This is a genomic window from Micromonospora terminaliae (assembly GCF_009671205.1).
Lineage (GTDB): Bacteria > Actinomycetota > Actinomycetes > Mycobacteriales > Micromonosporaceae > Micromonospora > Micromonospora terminaliae.
Genome location: NZ_CP045309.1, coordinates 1,586,236 through 1,601,564, shown reverse-complemented (window position 1 = coordinate 1,601,564; position 15,329 = coordinate 1,586,236). Strand labels below are relative to the sequence as shown.

At 73.7% G+C, this 15,329-nt stretch carries 16 protein-coding genes; 8 read left to right on the top strand and 8 right to left on the bottom strand.

Annotated features, from left to right (window positions below):
• Positions 1-14: 14 nt before the first annotated feature.
• Complete coding sequence (locus GCE86_RS07265) at positions 15-791, bottom strand: alpha/beta fold hydrolase (RefSeq protein WP_154226219.1); 777 nt, start codon at positions 789-791, stop codon at positions 15-17.
• A gap of 56 nt (positions 792-847) precedes the next feature.
• On the opposite strand from GCE86_RS07265, the gene GCE86_RS07260 reads away from it, so the two are divergent.
• The gene (locus GCE86_RS07260) at positions 848-1,378 is read left to right on the top strand and encodes a PadR family transcriptional regulator (RefSeq protein ID WP_154226218.1); all 531 of its coding nucleotides are present in this window, start codon (positions 848-850) and stop codon (positions 1,376-1,378) included.
• Positions 1,379-1,463: 85 nt separating this feature from the next.
• Here GCE86_RS07260 and GCE86_RS07255 read toward each other — a convergent pair whose 3' ends face one another.
• From GCE86_RS07255 to GCE86_RS07235, 5 genes are all read right to left on the bottom strand, one after another.
• Positions 1,464-5,972, bottom strand: a complete 4,509-nt coding sequence (locus GCE86_RS07255; protein ID WP_244317216.1) for a HAMP domain-containing protein — start codon at positions 5,970-5,972, stop codon at positions 1,464-1,466.
• Between the two features lie 222 nt (positions 5,973-6,194).
• A complete protein-coding gene (locus GCE86_RS07250) occupies positions 6,195-7,007 on the bottom strand; it encodes a SigB/SigF/SigG family RNA polymerase sigma factor (protein WP_091265731.1) in 813 nt (270 codons plus the stop codon).
• A gap of 155 nt (positions 7,008-7,162) precedes the next feature.
• A complete protein-coding gene (locus GCE86_RS07245) occupies positions 7,163-7,723 on the bottom strand; it encodes a GerMN domain-containing protein (RefSeq protein WP_154226217.1) in 561 nt (186 codons plus the stop codon).
• Positions 7,720-9,069, bottom strand: coding sequence for a sensor histidine kinase (locus GCE86_RS07240; protein WP_154226216.1), 1,350 nt, complete (start codon positions 9,067-9,069; stop codon positions 7,720-7,722). Before GCE86_RS07240 ends, GCE86_RS07245 begins: the two co-directional genes overlap by 4 nt.
• Positions 9,066-9,740, bottom strand: a complete 675-nt coding sequence (locus GCE86_RS07235; RefSeq protein WP_154226215.1) for a response regulator transcription factor — start codon at positions 9,738-9,740, stop codon at positions 9,066-9,068. Before GCE86_RS07235 ends, GCE86_RS07240 begins: the two co-directional genes overlap by 4 nt.
• 155 nt (positions 9,741-9,895) lie before the next feature.
• Between GCE86_RS07235 and GCE86_RS07230 the strand changes: the two genes are divergently transcribed.
• The 3 genes from GCE86_RS07230 to GCE86_RS07220 are packed head-to-tail and all read left to right on the top strand — an operon-like array spanning position 9,896 to position 11,090.
• Positions 9,896-10,210: a hypothetical protein gene (locus tag GCE86_RS07230; protein ID WP_154226214.1), complete on the top strand. Its 315-nt coding sequence runs from the start codon at positions 9,896-9,898 to the stop codon at positions 10,208-10,210.
• Positions 10,207-10,803, top strand: a complete 597-nt coding sequence (locus GCE86_RS07225; protein WP_154226213.1) for an STAS domain-containing protein — start codon at positions 10,207-10,209, stop codon at positions 10,801-10,803. Before GCE86_RS07230 ends, GCE86_RS07225 begins: the two co-directional genes overlap by 4 nt.
• Positions 10,797-11,090: a BON domain-containing protein gene (locus GCE86_RS07220; protein ID WP_154230370.1), complete on the top strand. Its 294-nt coding sequence runs from the start codon at positions 10,797-10,799 to the stop codon at positions 11,088-11,090. The genes GCE86_RS07225 and GCE86_RS07220 overlap by 7 nt, the downstream gene beginning before the upstream one ends.
• 51 nt (positions 11,091-11,141) lie before the next feature.
• Here the strand turns inward: GCE86_RS07220 and GCE86_RS07215 are convergent, their stop codons facing one another.
• Positions 11,142-12,044 (bottom strand): AurF N-oxygenase family protein, encoded by a 903-nt coding sequence (locus GCE86_RS07215; RefSeq protein WP_154226212.1) that lies wholly within the window; start codon positions 12,042-12,044, stop codon positions 11,142-11,144.
• 49 nt (positions 12,045-12,093) lie between these two features.
• Between GCE86_RS07215 and GCE86_RS07210 the strand changes: the two genes are divergently transcribed.
• From GCE86_RS07210 to GCE86_RS07195, 4 genes are all read left to right on the top strand, one after another.
• Positions 12,094-12,810: a TetR family transcriptional regulator gene (locus GCE86_RS07210; protein WP_154226211.1), complete on the top strand. Its 717-nt coding sequence runs from the start codon at positions 12,094-12,096 to the stop codon at positions 12,808-12,810.
• The gene (locus GCE86_RS07205) at positions 12,807-13,082 is read left to right on the top strand and encodes a DUF4873 domain-containing protein (RefSeq protein ID WP_154226210.1); all 276 of its coding nucleotides are present in this window, start codon (positions 12,807-12,809) and stop codon (positions 13,080-13,082) included. Before GCE86_RS07210 ends, GCE86_RS07205 begins: the two co-directional genes overlap by 4 nt.
• 26 nt (positions 13,083-13,108) lie before the next feature.
• Positions 13,109-13,774, top strand: coding sequence for a YdcF family protein (locus tag GCE86_RS07200; RefSeq protein WP_154226209.1), 666 nt, complete (start codon positions 13,109-13,111; stop codon positions 13,772-13,774).
• Positions 13,775-13,836: 62 nt separating this feature from the next.
• Positions 13,837-14,595 carry a glycosyltransferase family 2 protein gene (locus tag GCE86_RS07195; protein WP_154226208.1) on the top strand — a complete coding sequence of 253 codons (759 nt, stop codon included), beginning with the start codon at positions 13,837-13,839 and terminating at the stop codon, positions 14,593-14,595.
• On the opposite strand, the gene GCE86_RS07190 is transcribed toward GCE86_RS07195, so the two are convergent.
• Positions 14,555-15,328: an SDR family oxidoreductase gene (locus tag GCE86_RS07190; protein ID WP_154226207.1), complete on the bottom strand. Its 774-nt coding sequence runs from the start codon at positions 15,326-15,328 to the stop codon at positions 14,555-14,557. The genes GCE86_RS07195 and GCE86_RS07190 overlap by 41 nt on opposite strands.
• Between the last annotated feature and the right edge of the window lies 1 nt (position 15,329).

The following is a 15,329-nucleotide window of genomic DNA, read 5'->3' as shown; positions in this document are numbered from 1 at the left end:
ACTCCGAAATCGGCTCAGTCGCGCAGCGCCGCTCCTACCGCGCCGGCGAAACCCCGCACGTTGTCGAGCATGATGTTGTGCCCGCAGTCGGGGACCGCCACCACGGCGATGCCCGCGCCGGCCAGTCGATCGGCGTCGAACCGCGGCCCGTCGGCCGCCGGGTACAGGAACGTGCGAGGAATGGACAACTTCTCCAGGCTCTCGCGCGTCGCCGGCTCGGTGCCGCGCAGCAGGCTCATGGCACTGCGGTAGAGGGCCTGCGGCCCGGCCAGGCGCATCGTGGCCGCCCATTCGGGGCCGACGAACTCGAGCGTCTCGTCCCAGCCACGATCGAGGAACTCCTCCTCGGTGTGGTAGACCCCGATGCCTGAACTGCCCGGCCGCTTGGCGGTGGGCAGCTCGCGCACCGGATCGAGGGGCGCGTCGACAAGGACGAGCCGGCGAACCAGCCAGGGGTGCGACGTGGCCAGGGCGACCGCCACCGCGCCGCCCATGCTGTGCGCGACCACGTCGGCACCGCTCACCCCGGCCTGCTGGAGCGCGCGGGCCAGGACGTCGGCGTGCATCTGCAGGGTGTAGGAGGCGTCCTGCGGACGATCGCTGATCCCGAAACCCAGCATGTCGACCATGAGGGAGCGGTGGCCGGCCAGAGCGGGGTGCGCCAGCGTGGCGGAGAAATAGGGCGCGGAGCTCGCACCGAGGCCGTGAACGTAGACACGGGTGGGCTCGGCGCCGGGGATCTCGACCCAGCGCACCCGGGAACCGTCGGGAAGTACCTGAGCGCTCAGCATGATCGAGACCATACCTCGCATCCGAGGTATCTCGGCAAGGGGGTATGGTGGTGATCATGCTGGAGCTCGCGATCCTCGGCTTTCTCCGAGACGGACCGTTGCACGGCTACGACCTGCGCAAACGCCTCGCGGCCCTGACCGGGCACATCCGCCCTATCGCGGACGGCACGCTCTACCCCCTGCTCAAGCGCATGGAAGCGGCCGGACTGCTGTCCCGTGAACTGCAGCCCGGTCGGGCGGCCGCTCCCCGGCACATGCTGTCGCTGACCGAGGCGGGCGCCACGCTGCTGCGAGACCGGCTCCGCGAACCCGGCGAACTGTTCATCACCGACGAGAACCGGTGGTTCACCGTGCTCGCCTTCCTGCGTCACCTCGACGACCCGGCCGCACAGGCCGCCGTGCTGCGGCGCAGGCTGCACTTCCTCACCCAGCCCGCCAGCTTCTTCTGGGACGGCGACCGGCCGCTGCGTGCCGCCGACTTCGACGACATCTTCCGGCAGGGACTGTTCACGATCGCGACCGCCACCACACGCGCGGAACTCACCTGGCTGCGCCAGGCGCTGGCCACTCTGGAGCAGACCTCCTGACGTCCCTGGCTCGGCGGGTGCGGACGGCGACGCCGAGGGCGTCGAGGTCAGCCGGGTGAGGTCGTCGCAGTGACTCGGTACGAGGTCAGCTGGTCAGCCAGCGGTGGATGCAGGTGAGGAGATCCTCCGCGTCGACCGGCTTGGTCACGTAGTCGCTGGCGCCCGAGGAGATGCTCTTCTCCCGGTCCCCCCGCATCGCCTTCGCGGTCACCGCGATGATCGGCAGGTCCGCGTAGCGGGGCATGGCGCGGATCGCGGCGGTGGCCGCGTACCCGTCCATCTCGGGCATCATGACGTCCATCAGCACGAGGTCGATGTCGTCGTGCCGCATCAGCGTCTCGATGCCCTTGCGCCCGTTCTCCGCGTAGACCACGTCCATGCCGTGCAGTTCGAGGATGTTGGTCAGGGCGAAGACGTTGCGGGCGTCGTCGTCGACCACGAGCACCTTGCGGCCCGAGAGCTCCCGGACCACCGGGTCGCTGACCGGGCTGCGGTCGGCCACCGGCGCCGTGAACGACGGCACCCGCTCGGGGGCGTCCGCCGTGAGGTGCAGCACGATCCGTTCCCGCAACTCGTCGAGGCTGCCGAGGATCTCCAGCGGGCGGTCCGCGGCCATCCCCTGGAGCAGGGTCTCCTGGCCGCCCGCGAGCGGCTGCCCGTGGTACGCGAGCACCGGCAGGCCGCGCAGGCCGGGGTGCTCGTGCAGCGCCCGGAGCAGCGCGGTGCCGTGCTCGTCGCCCGGGTCGAGCTGCACCACGAGCAGGTGGTGCCGGTGCCGGGCGAGCGTGTCGACGGCTGACTCGACGTCCACCGCGGTGGTCACCTCGACCGGACCGCCGGTGTCGGCGGCCACCCCGCGGACCAGCAGGGTGAGCAGCCCCTTCTCGTGCGGTTCGAGCACCAGCACCCGGCGCTGCTGCTGCTCCACCCAGCGCTGGGCCTCCGACTCGACGGGAGCCGTGGTGGCGGAGGCCGGAAGGCCGAGGCCGGTGTCGGGCAGCGCCGGCGTGGCCGTGGCCGGCAGGTAGAGGGTGAAGGTGCTGCCCTGGCCGAGGACGCTCTCCGCGGTGATCTGCCCGCCGAGCAGCCGGGCGATCTCCCGGCTGATGGACAGGCCCAGGCCGGTGCCGCCGTAGCGGCGGCTGGTGGTGCCGTCGGCCTGCTGGAACGCGTCGAAGATGGCGGTCAGGTGCTGCTCGGCGATGCCGATGCCGGTGTCGACGACGCGGAACGCGATGACCGGGTCCGTGGTGGGCATCCCGGCCGGCAGCTCGTCCGGGCGGGCCCGCTCGATGCGCAGCTGCACCCGGCCCTTCTCGGTGAACTTGACCGCGTTGGAGACGAGGTTGCGCAGCACCTGCCGCAGCCGCTGCTCGTCGGTGTGCACGCGGGCCGGCACGTCGGGGCCGGTGACCAGGTCCAGCTCCAGCCCGCGCGGCGTGGTGAGCGGGCGGAACGTGGCGTCGACGTAGTCGCGGAGCGTCGACAGCTCGAACGTCTCCGGGTTGATGTCCATCTTGCCGGCCTCGACCTTGGACAGGTCGAGGATGTCGTTGATGAGCTGGAGCAGGTCGGCGCCGGCCGAGTGGATGACGGTGGCGTACTCGACCTGCTTCGGGGTGAGGTTGCGGTTGGGGTTCTGGGCCAGCAGCTGGGCCAGAATGAGCAGCGAGTTCAGCGGCGTACGCAGCTCGTGGCTCATGTTGGCGAGGAACTCCGACTTGTACTTCGAGGCGAGCGCGAGCTGCTGGGCGCGGGCCTCCAGCTCCTGCCGGGCCTGCTCGATCTCGGAGTTCTTCGTCTCGATGTCGTGGTTCTGCCGGGCCAGCAGGGCGGCCTTCTCCTCCAGCTCGGCGTTGGAGCTCTGGAGCTCCTCGGAGCGGGCCTGCAACTCCTCCGAGCGGGCCTGCAGCTCGGCGGCCAGTCGCTGCGACTCGGTCAGCAGGACGTCGGTGCGGGCGTTGGCCACGATGGTGTTGACGTTGACGCCGATGGTCTCGGTGAGCTGTTCGAGGAAGTCACGCTGGACGTCGGTGAACCGGCCCATGCTGGCCAGCTCGATGACGCCGAGGACCTGGTCCTCGAACAGGATGGGCAGCACGACCAGGTGCAGCGGCACGGCCGCGCCCAGGCTGGACGAGACGGTGACGTAGTCGGCCGGTACGGCGTCCACCACGATGGCCCGCTTGCTGAGCGCGGCCTGCCCGACCAGCGAGTCACCGAGGGCGTAGCGGCGGCGGCTGGCGTCGTGGCCGTAGCCGCCGACCACCCGCAGGCCGCGGCCGTCGGCGGCCTCGTCGACCAGCAGGAACGTGCCGAGCTGCGCGGAGACCAGCGGGGCCAGCTCGTTCATCACCAGCCCGGCGACGACCTCCAGGTCCCGGTGGCCCTGCATGAGCCCGGAGATGCGGGCCAGGTTGGTCTTGAGCCAGTCCTGTTCCTGGTTGGTGCGGGTGGTCTCGCGCAGCGACTCCACCATGGAGTTGATGTTGTCCTTGAGCTCGGCGACCTCGCCGGAGGCGTCGACGGTGATCGAGCGGGTCAGGTCGCCGGTGGCGACGGCGCTGGTCACCTCGGCGATGGCGCGCACCTGCCGGGTGAGGTTCCCGGCCAGCTCGTTGACGTTCTCGGTGAGCCGCTTCCAGGTGCCGGAGACGCCCTCCACCTCGGCCTGGCCGCCGAGGCGGCCCTCGCTGCCGACCTCCCGGGCCACCCGGGTGACCTCGGCCGCGAAGCTGGAGAGCTGGTCGACCATCGTGTTGATGGTGGTCTTGAGCTCCAGGATCTCGCCGCGGGCGTCCACGTCGATCTTCTTGGTCAGGTCGCCCTGTGCCACCGCCGTGGTCACCTGGGCGATGTTGCGCACCTGGCCGGTAAGGTTGTTCGCCATCGAGTTGACGTTGTCGGTCAGGTCCTTCCAGGTGCCGGCCACGTTGGGCACCCGGGCCTGGCCGCCGAGCTGGCCCTCGGTGCCCACCTCGCGGGCCACCCGGGTCACCTCGTCGGCGAACGCGCTGAGCGTGCCGACCATCGTGTTGATGGTCTGGGCGAGCACGGCGACCTCGCCCTTGGCCTCGACGGTGATCTGCCGGCTGAGGTCGCCCTGGGCGACCGCGGTGGCGACCAGCGCGATGGAGCGCACCTGGTTGGTCAGGTTGTTCGCCATCTCGTTGACGTTGTCGGTCAGGTCCTTCCAGGTGCCGGCCACGTTGGAGACCCGGGCCTGGCCGCCGAGCCGGCCCTCGGTGCCCACCTCGCGGGCCACCCGGGTCACCTCGTCGGCGAACGCGGAGAGCTGGTCGACCATCGTGTTGATGGTCTCCTTCAGGGCGAGGATCTCGCCGCGGGCGTCCACCCGGATCTTCTGCGTCAGGTCACCCTTGGCGACCGCGGTGGTGACCTCGGCGATGCTGCGGACCTGGGCGGTGAGGTTGTCCGCCATGACGTTCACCGACTCGGTGAGGTCCTTCCACGTGCCGGAGACGCCCTTGACGTCGGCCTGGCCGCCGAGGCGGCCCTCGGTGCCGACCTCGCGGGCCACCCGGGTCACCTCGTCGGCGAACGACGAGAGCTGGTCCACCATCGTGTTGATGGTGTTCTTCAGCTCCAGGATCTCGCCGTGCGCGGTGACGGTGATCTTCTGCGACAGGTCGCCCCGGGCCACCGCGGTGGCCACCTGGGCGATGCTGCGCACCTGGTCGGTGAGGTTGACCGCCATCGAGTTCACCGAGTCGGTGAGGTCGCGCCAGGTGCCCGCGACGCCGCTGACCTGTGCCTGACCGCCGAGCCGGCCGTCGGTGCCGACCTCGCGGGCCACCCGGGTCACCTCGTCGGCGAACGACGAGAGCTGGTCCACCATCGTGTTGATGGTGCTCTTCAGCTCCAGGATCTCGCCCCGGGCGTCGACCGTGATCTTCTGCGACAGGTCGCCCCGGGCCACCGCCGTGGTCACCTGGGCGATGTTGCGCACCTGGCTGGTCAGGTTGCCGGCCATGAAGTTCACCGAGTCGGTCAGGTCCCGCCAGGTGCCGGCCACGCCGGGCACCTCGGCCTGACCGCCGAGGCGGCCCTCGCTGCCGACCTCCCGGGCCACCCGGGTCACCTCGTCGGCGAACGACGAGAGCTGGTCCACCATCGTGTTGATGGTGACCTTCAGCTCCAGGATCTCGCCGCGCACGTCCACGGTGATCTTCTGCGACAGGTCGCCCCGGGCCACCGCGGTGGCCACCTCGGCGATGTCGCGCACCTGGTCGGTCAGGTTGCCGGCCATCGCGTTGACCGAGTCGGTCAGGTCCTTCCAGGTGCCGGAGACGCCCGGCACGTCGGCCTGGCCGCCGAGCTGCCCCTCGGTGCCGACCTCCCGGGCCACCCGGGTGACCTCGGAGGTGAACAGCGAGAGCTGGTCGACCATGCCGTTGAAGACGGTGGCGATCTCGCCGAGCAGCCCGTCGGCGTCCTCCGGCAGCCGGGTGCCGAAGTCGCCGTCGCGGACCGCGGTGAGACCGGCCAGTAGCTGACGCAGGCCCGGATCGGCCACGGAGGCGCCGGCCGCCGGAGTTGTTTCGCGTCGCCGCGGGATCGTCTGGTCGACCACCACTACCGCCTCTGTGACAGCCGGGGCGGGGCGCCCGGGCAACGATTGCAACCGCGCAAGTATGCACACACCCGCCCCGGCCCGCTGGGCGGGCGAGGCGGGTGGCGAGAGAAACGCACCGCCACCGAGGGGAGTCGGTGGCGGTGCGCAGGCCCGGGGCGCGGCGGCAGCGCCGCGTGCGCCGGGAGGGACGGACTCGGGCGGGTGTGGCGCCCGGGCGGATCAGGCCTCGGTGAGCTGGCCGCGCAGCTTGGTCAGCGCGCGGGCGAGCAGCCGGGACACGTGCATCTGGGACACGCCGACCCGGGCGGCGATCTCGCTCTGGGTCAGGTTGCCGTAGAAGCGCAGGGTGAGGATCTTCTGCTCACGCTCGTCGAGGGTGGCGAGCGCCGGGCCGAGCGAGGCGCGCAGCTCGGCCAGCTCGTACTCGTTGTCCTCGGTGCCGAGGGTGTCGCCCAGCTCGGTGGCGCTGTCGCCGTCGCCGATCGGGGTGGAGAGCGAGACGGCGTTGTAGGCGCGGGCGCCTTCCAGGCCCTCGAGCACCTCTTCCTCGGTGACGTCGAGGTGGCTGGCGATGTCGGCGACCGTCGGGGCCCGGTTGAGGGTCTGGGTCAGCGTGCTGTTCGCCTCCGAGATGCGCAGCCGCAGCTCCTGGAGGCGGCGCGGGACCCGGATGTTCCAGGTGCGGTCGCGGAAGTGCCGCTTGATCTCACCGAGGATGGTCGGGATGGCGAAGCCGGCGAAGTCCACGCCCCGGGAGGCGTCGAACCGGTCCACCGCCTTGATCAGGCCGAGGGCCGCGGTCTGGGCCAGGTCGCCGGCCGGCTCGCCGCGGCCGCTGTAGCGGGCGGCGAGGTGGTTGGCCAGCGGCAGCCACGCCTCGATGACCTGGTTGCGCAGGGCCGCCCGCTGCGGGTGACCCTCGGGCAGCTCGGCCAGGGCGGCGATCAGCTCGCTGGCACGGGTCTCCTCGCCGGTCACCGCCGTGCGGTGCACCTCGCCGGTGGTCGTCGGCGCGATGGTCGTCGTGGTCATGCTGCCCTTCCTGTCCTGAGGAGAACGGGTGCCTCCTGAGCACCGGTCGTGCCAGCCACCCTAGACCAAAGTCCGGCGGCTAATCAACCGAACGGACGATGGATATTTGCCTCATAAGCGGACATTTACGTGTGGCCACCGCCACTTCGGCCCCGTCAGCGGCCCAGCAGCGGCCGGTAGTCGGCGGCGGTGAGCGGCAGCGCGGACACGTTGCCGTCGGCCCGGGGCACCTCCAGCGGCTGCCCGTCCCGGCGGAACGCCACGCTGTCGACATCGGGGCGCTGGGTCAGCGTGCAGACGATCTGCCCGAAGGCGAGGACCTCGTCGTTGCGGCCGGTCTCCTCGCCGGCCTGCCGCACGTCGACGGTGGCCACGGCGCCCGTCAGGCTGGCCCCGGCCACCGCCACCGTGCCCGGCAGGGCGGTGGCGAGCCCCCGGTCCCGCTCGGCGCCGTCCGGCCCGGCCAGCAGGTGTTGCAGGTGGGCGTCCACGTCGGGCAGGCCGTCGAACCGTCGGGTCGCCACCGCCAGCCCGTCGCCCCGGACGAAGCAGAGCGGCTCGTCGACCCGCCCGTCCGGTTCGGCCGTGGCCGTGCCCGCGGGCGTCGGGAAACCGCCGGGCGGCGGCTGCACCCGCCGCGGCTCGTCGTCGACCGGCACCCCGCAGCCGCCGAGCAGCGCGGCGGCGAGCAGCACCGGGAGCAGCCGCCGGGTCATCCGCCGGCCCCCGGCAGCTCGACCCGGAACCGGGCGCCCCGGTCGCGGTCCACCACGGCCGCGTGCCCGCCGTGCGCGGCGGCGTGCTGGGCCACCAGGGCGAGGCCGAGGCCGGTGCCGTCGGTGCCGGCCCGGGCGTGGGCGGCCCGGCCCCGCACGAAGCGGTCGAAGATGATCTCCCGGTCGTCCTCCGGTACGCCCGGGCCGTCGTCGTCGACCTCCAGCACGCCGATCCCGTCGTGCAGCCCGAGGCGTACGGCGACCGGGCCGCCGCCGTAGCGCACGGCGTTGTCGAGCAGGTTGAGCAGGATCTGCTCGACCCGGCGCCGGTCGACCCGCCACTGCGCCGGGGTGCCGTCGGCAACCTCGACGAGGCTCTCCGGCAGCGCGCGCTCCCGGCAGGCCGCGCGGGCCAGCGCGGGCACGTCGACCGTGTCGCGGTGCGCGGGCTGTTCGGTGCGGGCCAGCTGGATCAGGTCGTCCACCAGGCGCTGGAACCGGGCCACCTCGTCGGCCACCAGTCCCGCCGCGGTCGCGGTACGCGCGTCCTGGTGCTCCTGGCGACGGGTCAGCACGCTCGCGGCGGCGGCCAGGGTCTGCAACGGGGAACGCAGCTCGTGACTGACGTCGGCAGCGAACCGGCGGTCCCGCTCGATCCGCCGCACCAACTGGTCGACCATGTGGTTGAACGAGGTGGAGAGCCGCGTGAGGTCCGGATCGGTGGTGGGGTCGAGCCGGGTGGCGAAGTCGCCGGCGGCGATCCGCTCGGCGGCGTCGGCGACCGCGGTGAGCGGCCGGAGGCTGTGCCGGGTCGCGTACCAGCCGAGGGCGGCGCCGGCCCCGGCCACCATGATGGCCACCGCGGTCAGCGCCAGCCCGACCACCTGGAAGGTCCCCTCGACCTCGCGCAACGAGGTCAGCTCGTAGTAGCCCAGCTCGCCGGCGAGCGGGACGCCGACAAGCAGGGTGGGCTGCCCGTCCAGCCGGACCCGCTGCACGGCCGGCTGGCCGGCGGCGACCATCCGCTGCAGTTCCACCGGGACCGAGCCGGCCCCGACGTCGGCGGTGCGGGCGTACCAGCCGTCGCGCAGGTGCAGCAGCGGCCGGCGGCTGCTGCCGGTGTCCAGGGAGCGCAGCACCGCCACCACGTCCGGGGTCCCGGTGTCCAGCCCGGACCGGACCACCGCGGCGTCGTAGTAGGCGGCCCGGACGGCGGTGCGCTCCCGCTCGTCGAGCAGCGAACGGCGCGTCAGGTCGTACGAGAAGAGGGCCATCACCGCGGCGAGCAGCAACGCGCCGACGGCGAACGCGGCGGTCACGCGGGCGCGCAGTCCGAGGCGGGTCATCGCTGGAGCTTGTAGCCGAGGCCGCGGAGGGTGACCAGGTGCCGGGGGTTGGCCGGGTCCGGCTCGATCTTCTGCCGCAACCGGCCCACGTGCACGTCGACCAGCCGCTCGTCGCCGGTCTCGTACCCCCAGACCCGGCGCAGCAGCTGCTGGCGGGACAGGACCCGGCCGGCGTGCTCGGCCAGCTCGCAGAGCAGCCGGAACTCGGTACGGGTCACCGCGACGGGCCGGCCGGCGCGGCGCACCTCGCCGGCCTCGGCGCTGATCTCCAGGTCGCCGAAGACCTGGGCGGGTACGGCGTCCACGACGACGCGGCCGCGCCGGCGCAGGGCCCGCAGCCGTGCGGACAGCTCCTTGATCGCCACCGGCTTGACCACGTAGTCGTCGGCGCCGGCCTCCAGCGCGGCGACGATGTCGTGGGTGTCGTCGCGGGCGCTGACCACCACGATCGGGACGTCGTCGTCGCGGCGCAGCCGGCGGATGCACTCGAAGCCGTCGAGGCCGGGCAGCATGAGGTCCACCAGCACGTGGTCGGCCGGGTCCTCCCGCTGCCGGCGCAGGCCCTCCTCCGCGGTCGCCGCCCCGGACGCGGAGTAGCCCTCCTCCTCGAGGGCGAGCAGCAGTGCGAGCCGGATGCGGTCGTCGTCCTCGATCACCAGTACGGCCGTCATATCCGCATCATGACGGCCCGCCCTCGGGTCACCCAACCGCGTCCGCCGTTCCCGGCTTTTGTCATGGAACTGTCATACAACCGCGGGACGCCCTCCACGGTCCTTGCGCAGGGTGGGAACCGGAACCGGACACCGAGGCCGGCGAGGGAGGAACCGTGGACGGCGGCACGCTGGTCGGGGCGCTCCTCGTCGGGCTCGCCGTCGGCGCGGTGGGTCGCCTGGTCGTGCCGGGGCGTACGGCGGCGCCGGTCTGGCTGACCCTCGCGCTCGGGGTGGCCGCCGCGCTGCTCGGCGCCATCGTCGCGGGCCTCGTGGACACCGCGCCCGGCGGGCCGGCGGTGTGGCCGCTGGTCGTGGAGTCCGGTTTCGCCGCCGCGGCGGTCGTCCTCGCGGTGCTGGCCGCGGGACGCCCGGCGCCCGGGACGCAACCGCCGCCCGGACCGGGCGCACGGCGGGAGGAGGGATCGTGACGGTCGTACCGGCGGAGCACCTGATGCTGCTCATCTGCGACGCCTGCGGGGACAGCGTCACGGGCACCGGCTGCATCCTGCCCGACGCCGAGGTGGTCTGGACGCTGGTGTTCGAGAACGGCTGGGCCGGCTCGCCCTTCGCCTCCGGGCCGCACCACTGTCCGCGGTGCAGCGCCCGGTCCACCGTGGCGGACGGGGGCCTCGGCGTCGACGACCTCGACGAGGTCGGCGGCGCGCCGGCCGTCCCCGAGGCCGACGCCGCGGAGCCGGTACGCCGGGCGCTCGCCGAGGCCGTCACGGTGGGCGACCGCGTGCTGGTCGACCTCAGCGCGGTCGAGGTGATCGACTCGGCGGGGCTCGGGCTGCTGGTCCGGGCCCGGCAGGAGACCCGGCGCAAGGGCCGGCGGCTGTGCCTCGTGGCGCCGTCCCGGTTCGTGCGCACCGTGCTGCACACCATGCGGCTGGACGGGGTCTTCGCGGTGTTCGACAGCCGCGCCGCGGCGCTGGGCGGCTCGGTCGGGGCGGTACCGGCGCGCCGGTCCGAGGTGGCGGTGGAGAGCCGCGAACGAGCGGAAGGAGCCCGCACATCGTGATGCCCTGGCCGTTCCCCGACTTCCCGTTCGCCGAGGACGGGCAGCCCGCGCCGGACGGCGCGGACGTGCGGCTCGCCGCCCTGGTGGCGCAGCGGCTGAGCATCGACTGGACCACCCGGCGGCAGCAGATCACCGTCACGGTGCAGAACCGGGTGGTGATCCTGGCCGGGCTGGTGGCCGACGCGGAGACCCGGCGGGTCGCCGGCGAGCTGGCCTGGGACGTGTCCGGCGTGTTCGACGTCTGCAACGCGCTCCGGCTGCACTCGGGGCGGCGCCGGGGTCGCTGAGACGGTTGCACCGGCGCGACCGGCGGCGGCCCTCCCCGGGTGGGCCGTCGGTCAGTCCCCCAGCAGGCCGGCGCGGCGCCAGAGCAGCCGGCCCGGCCCGGCGACGAGCCCGAGCTCGGTCAGGTGGTCGGCGATCCGCTGGGCCGACCAGCGCAGGGTGGCCCGCCAGTGCGGGTTGGACCGGGCCGTGGCCACCCCGACCGCCGGCGGGATGCCGACGGCCGCGTACGCCCGTGGGTTGACCAGCCGGCGGGTGATCGAGTACGCGGCCCGCCCGATCACCAGCCGCGCGTAGGACAGCCCGACCGGGCCGGCCGCCTCGACCTGACGGGTCAGCTCGTCCCGGGCGAAGCGCACGTGCCGGGCCTCCTCGACCACGTGGATCCGGGACACCATCCGGATCAGCGGCTGGATCGACTCGTCGGCCATGGCCTCGCGCTGGAACGCGTCGAGGATCTCCTCGGCGATGAGGATCGCCGCATACATCCGCGGGCCGGTGGCGGTGGCCTTGAGCCAGCGCCCGAGCAGATGGTCGAACGGATCGGCCCGGTAGACCGGACAGCCCATGGCCTCGATGAGCCGGCCGAACATGATGGAGTGCCGGCACTCGTCGGCGACCTCGGTGAGCGCGTACTGGGCGTGCCGGCTGGTCGGATCCGCGTCGTAGTAGTGCCGGATGAGCATCTGCATGAGGATCGTCTCGAACCACAGCCCGGCGCTCGCCGCGCTGGCCACCTCGTGCTTGGTCAGCTCGATCCGCTGCTCCTCGCTCAGCCCCGCCCACAGCTCGGTGCCGTAGAGGCTGCTGCGCTGCGGCGGCATCCAGTAGGCGCCGGGGACGGGCGGCGCCGACCAGTCGATGTCGACGACGGGGTCGTAGCTCGTGCGCACCGAGGCGGCGAGCAGGCGGGTGGCCACCGCCTCCCGCGGGAATCCGGCCGGCGTCCCCTCCATGGCCCCTCCACAGTTGACGTAACTTCCAGTAACTGTTACGAGTGGTAGCATGCGACGCACCTCCACGGATGTCAATGGCCCGGACGCCCCGTCGGAGCCGCCCGCGGCCCGACCCACCGGCCGGCGGGACCGCTGGGCCGGCCACCGCGAGCAGCGGCGGCAGGAGCTGATCGGCGCGGCCGTGCAGGCGCTGCTGCGGCACGGGCCGACCGTCGACATGGACCAGGTCGCCGCCACGGCCGGGGTCAGCAAGCCGGTGCTCTACCGCTACTTCGCCGACAAGGCGCAACTCTGGCTGGCCGTCAGCGAGGTGGTGGCGGCCCGGGTCGTCGACGCCGTGGCCCCCGCCGTCGAGCGGGTCCGCGAGGAGCGCGCCCTGGTCGAGGCGACCATCGACGCCTACCTGAGCGTCATCGAGTCCGAGCCCACGCTCTACCGGTTCCTGCTGCACGAGTCCGGCCACCCCGGCATCCAGCAGGTCGTGGCCGGCACCAGCCGCCAGGTGGCCACCGGCCTGGCCCGGGTCATCGGCGACCGGCTGCGCGCGCTCGGGCTCGACGCCGGCCCCGCCGAGCCCTGGGCGTACGGACTGGTCGGGTTCGTGCAGGCGGTCGGCGACTGGTGGGCCACCCACGGGCAGCCGATCCGCCGCGCGGCCCTCACCGACTACCTCACCACCCTGCTCTGGAGCGGCATCGAGGGGGTAAGGCGCAGCGCCGACCTGCCCCACGAACTGACCCGCGCACACGAGCGGATCGAGCGGTGAGCTGGCAGGGCCCGGCGGAGATCGCCGGCACCACGGTCCGGCTGCACGCCAGCGGGCGCTGGGAACCGGTCGACGGCCGTTACCACTGGGCGGGCCGGATCGAGCCGGAGCCGCGCATGCTGCGGCTGCTCCGCTCCGGCCGGCGCGACGTCGAGGTCCGGGTCGGCGAGCGGGTCGCCCGGGGCCGGCTCGCCGAGGCCGACCCGTGGGGCGGGGTGCGCATCACCGGCGTGGGCGAGCCGCCCTGGCCACCGGGCGCCGACGAGGACTGACCGGCAGCCGGCGTACCGTCGGTCGGATGACGCCGACCGCCACCGTGCTGCTCGTGTTCGGCCGCGGGGTGGTGGCGGGCCACGACGGCTACCGCCTCACCGCGGAGAGCGCCGCCCGGGTGGCGGCCGCCGCCGGGTACGTCCGCGCGCACGCCGCCGAATTCCGGCGGGCCGACGGGGCGCGGGTGGTGTTCACCGGCGGCTGGCCGCACGGCCCCGCCGGGGCGCCGGAGCCGCCCGCCGGCTACCGGGAGGGCGAGCTCATGCTGGCCCTGGCCCGCGAGGCCGGCCTCGACTCGTACGCCCGCCTGTACGCCGAGACCCGCTCCCGGACCACGCTGCAGAACCTGGCGCACACCGTCCAGGACGGACTGCTCGCCGGGCCGGAACACACCCCGGCCCGGCCGCTCGGGCTGGTCTCCCACCCGTGGCACCTGCCCCGGATCCGCTTCCTGGCCGGCAAGGTGCTCGGGCTCTCCGGCGCGGCGCTGCTGGACGTGCCGGTGACCGCGCCCGACCCGGTGCCCGCCCGCCGCGAGCGGGTGGTCCGGGCGGCCAGCCGCGTGTGTTACCTCGGCCTGCGTACCCCCGAGGCGCTGCTGCGCCGGGAACGTGGCCTGGCCCGCGCGGCGCAGCGGGTCGCGGGCCTGTTTCCGGACCGGCCCGGATTCGCCGGCCGGCGCCCCGGGTAAGGACGACCGTCGATCGGCCCCGACGGGGGGCCGGCGGCGACGGGTCCACCCGGGAGGTTTGCGTGATCGTGCTGGTGCCGGTGTACCGACCCGGGGACCACCTGCCGCGGCTCGTCGACGACGTGGCCGCCGCGCTGCCCGCGGCGCACGTGCTGGTCGTCGACGACGGCAGCGGCCCGGCCGCCGCCCGGGTGCTCGCGGCGGCCCGCGACCGCGGCGCCACCGTCCTGCGGCGGCGGGTCAACCGGGGCAAGGGCGTCGTGCTGAAGACCGGCTTCCGGTACGTCGCGGGCCACCACCCGGGGCGGGACGTGGTGTGCGTGGACGCCGACGGGCAGCACCTGATCCCCGACGTCGTCCGGGTCGCCGACCGGATGCGCGACACCGGCGCGCCGGCGCTGGGCGTGCGCCGGTTCGACGGTGAGGTGCCGCTGCGCAGCCGGTTCGGCAACGCGATGACCCGGGCCGCGTTCCGCGTCGCCACCGGCCGCCACGTGCGGGACACCCAGACCGGCCTGCGGGCCTACCCGGCCGCGCTGCTGGGCTGGCTCGGGAGCGTCCCGGGCGAGCGGTTCGAGTACGAGATGAACGTGCTGCTGTTCGCCGCCCGGGCCGGGCTGCCGATCGCGCAGGTCCCCATCGCCACCCGCTACCAGGCCGGCAACTCCTCGTCGCACTTCTCCTCGCTGGCCGACTCGGCCCGGATCTACCGGCCGCTGGTGCGGTTCGCCGCCGCCCGGCTGCTGGCGCCCGGCCGGCACGCCGACGAGGCGGCCGAGGTCACGTCGCCGCGTCCCAGACCTGCGACTCGAACTCCCTGAGCTGCTGCCGGAGCTCATCCGGGTACGGCGTCCGGAACGGATGGCGGTCGGCCGGGATCACCCGGACCAGCTCGTCGACCATCTCCCGCGGGTCGCGCTGGTGCTCCAGGTAGTCGGCGAAGTCCGGCCGGTCGAGCAGGGCCGTGGAGGCGTCCCACCACTGGGACATGGCCTCGACCCCGGTGTCGTTGTAGCCGGTCCGGTAGGGGCCCGGGTTGATCACGGCGACCCGGACGCCGCGCGGTTCCAGCTCGCCCTTCATGGCCCAGGCGAGCGCCTCGATGGCGTGCTTCGTGGCGGCGTACACGCCGATGAACGGCCGGGTGCGGATGCCGACCGCCGAGGACATCCAGACGACCTTGCCCGCGCCCCGCTCCAGCATCGGCGGTACGAGGTCCTGCGCGAGGTGCAGGTGGCCGAAGACGTTCACCTCGAAGGACCGCCGCACCCGGTCCATCGGGATCTCCACCACCGCCCCCGCCTCCTGGACGCCGGCGTTGAGCACCAGGATGTCGGCCCGGTGCCGCCGGGCGGCCGCACGGTCGGCCGGGTCCGTCACGTCCAGCTTGATCGCGTCGAGGGTGACGCCGGCGCGTTCGGCCTCGGCGCGCAGGTCGCGCACCTGGGGCCAGATCTCCGCGCCGGCGATCACGTCGTGGCCGGCCCGGGCCAGGCCGAGCGCCGCGCCCCGGCCGAGGCCGCTGCCGGCCCCGGTGATGAGGATGTCGGCCATC

Bases quoted from the DNA above. Each gene is read 5' to 3' on its own strand.
- GCE86_RS07245 (WP_154226217.1), bottom strand. From the start codon at position 7,723: ATGACCCGGCGGCTGCTCCCGGTGCTGCTCGCCGCCGCGCTGCTCGGC.
- GCE86_RS07190 (WP_154226207.1), bottom strand. From the start codon at position 15,328: ATGGCCGACATCCTCATCACCGGGGCCGGCAGCGGCCTCGGCCGGGGC.
- GCE86_RS07210 (WP_154226211.1), top strand. From the start codon at position 12,094: ATGCGACGCACCTCCACGGATGTCAATGGCCCGGACGCCCCGTCGGAG.
- GCE86_RS07250 (WP_091265731.1), bottom strand. From the start codon at position 7,007: ATGACCACGACGACCATCGCGCCGACGACCACCGGCGAGGTGCACCGC.
- GCE86_RS07265 (WP_154226219.1), bottom strand. From the start codon at position 791: ATGCTGAGCGCTCAGGTACTTCCCGACGGTTCCCGGGTGCGCTGGGTC.
- GCE86_RS07260 (WP_154226218.1), top strand. From the start codon at position 848: ATGCTGGAGCTCGCGATCCTCGGCTTTCTCCGAGACGGACCGTTGCAC.
- GCE86_RS07215 (WP_154226212.1), bottom strand. From the start codon at position 12,044: ATGGAGGGGACGCCGGCCGGATTCCCGCGGGAGGCGGTGGCCACCCGC.
- GCE86_RS07240 (WP_154226216.1), bottom strand. From the start codon at position 9,069: ATGACCCGCCTCGGACTGCGCGCCCGCGTGACCGCCGCGTTCGCCGTC.
- GCE86_RS07235 (WP_154226215.1), bottom strand. From the start codon at position 9,740: ATGACGGCCGTACTGGTGATCGAGGACGACGACCGCATCCGGCTCGCA.
- GCE86_RS07200 (WP_154226209.1), top strand. From the start codon at position 13,109: ATGACGCCGACCGCCACCGTGCTGCTCGTGTTCGGCCGCGGGGTGGTG.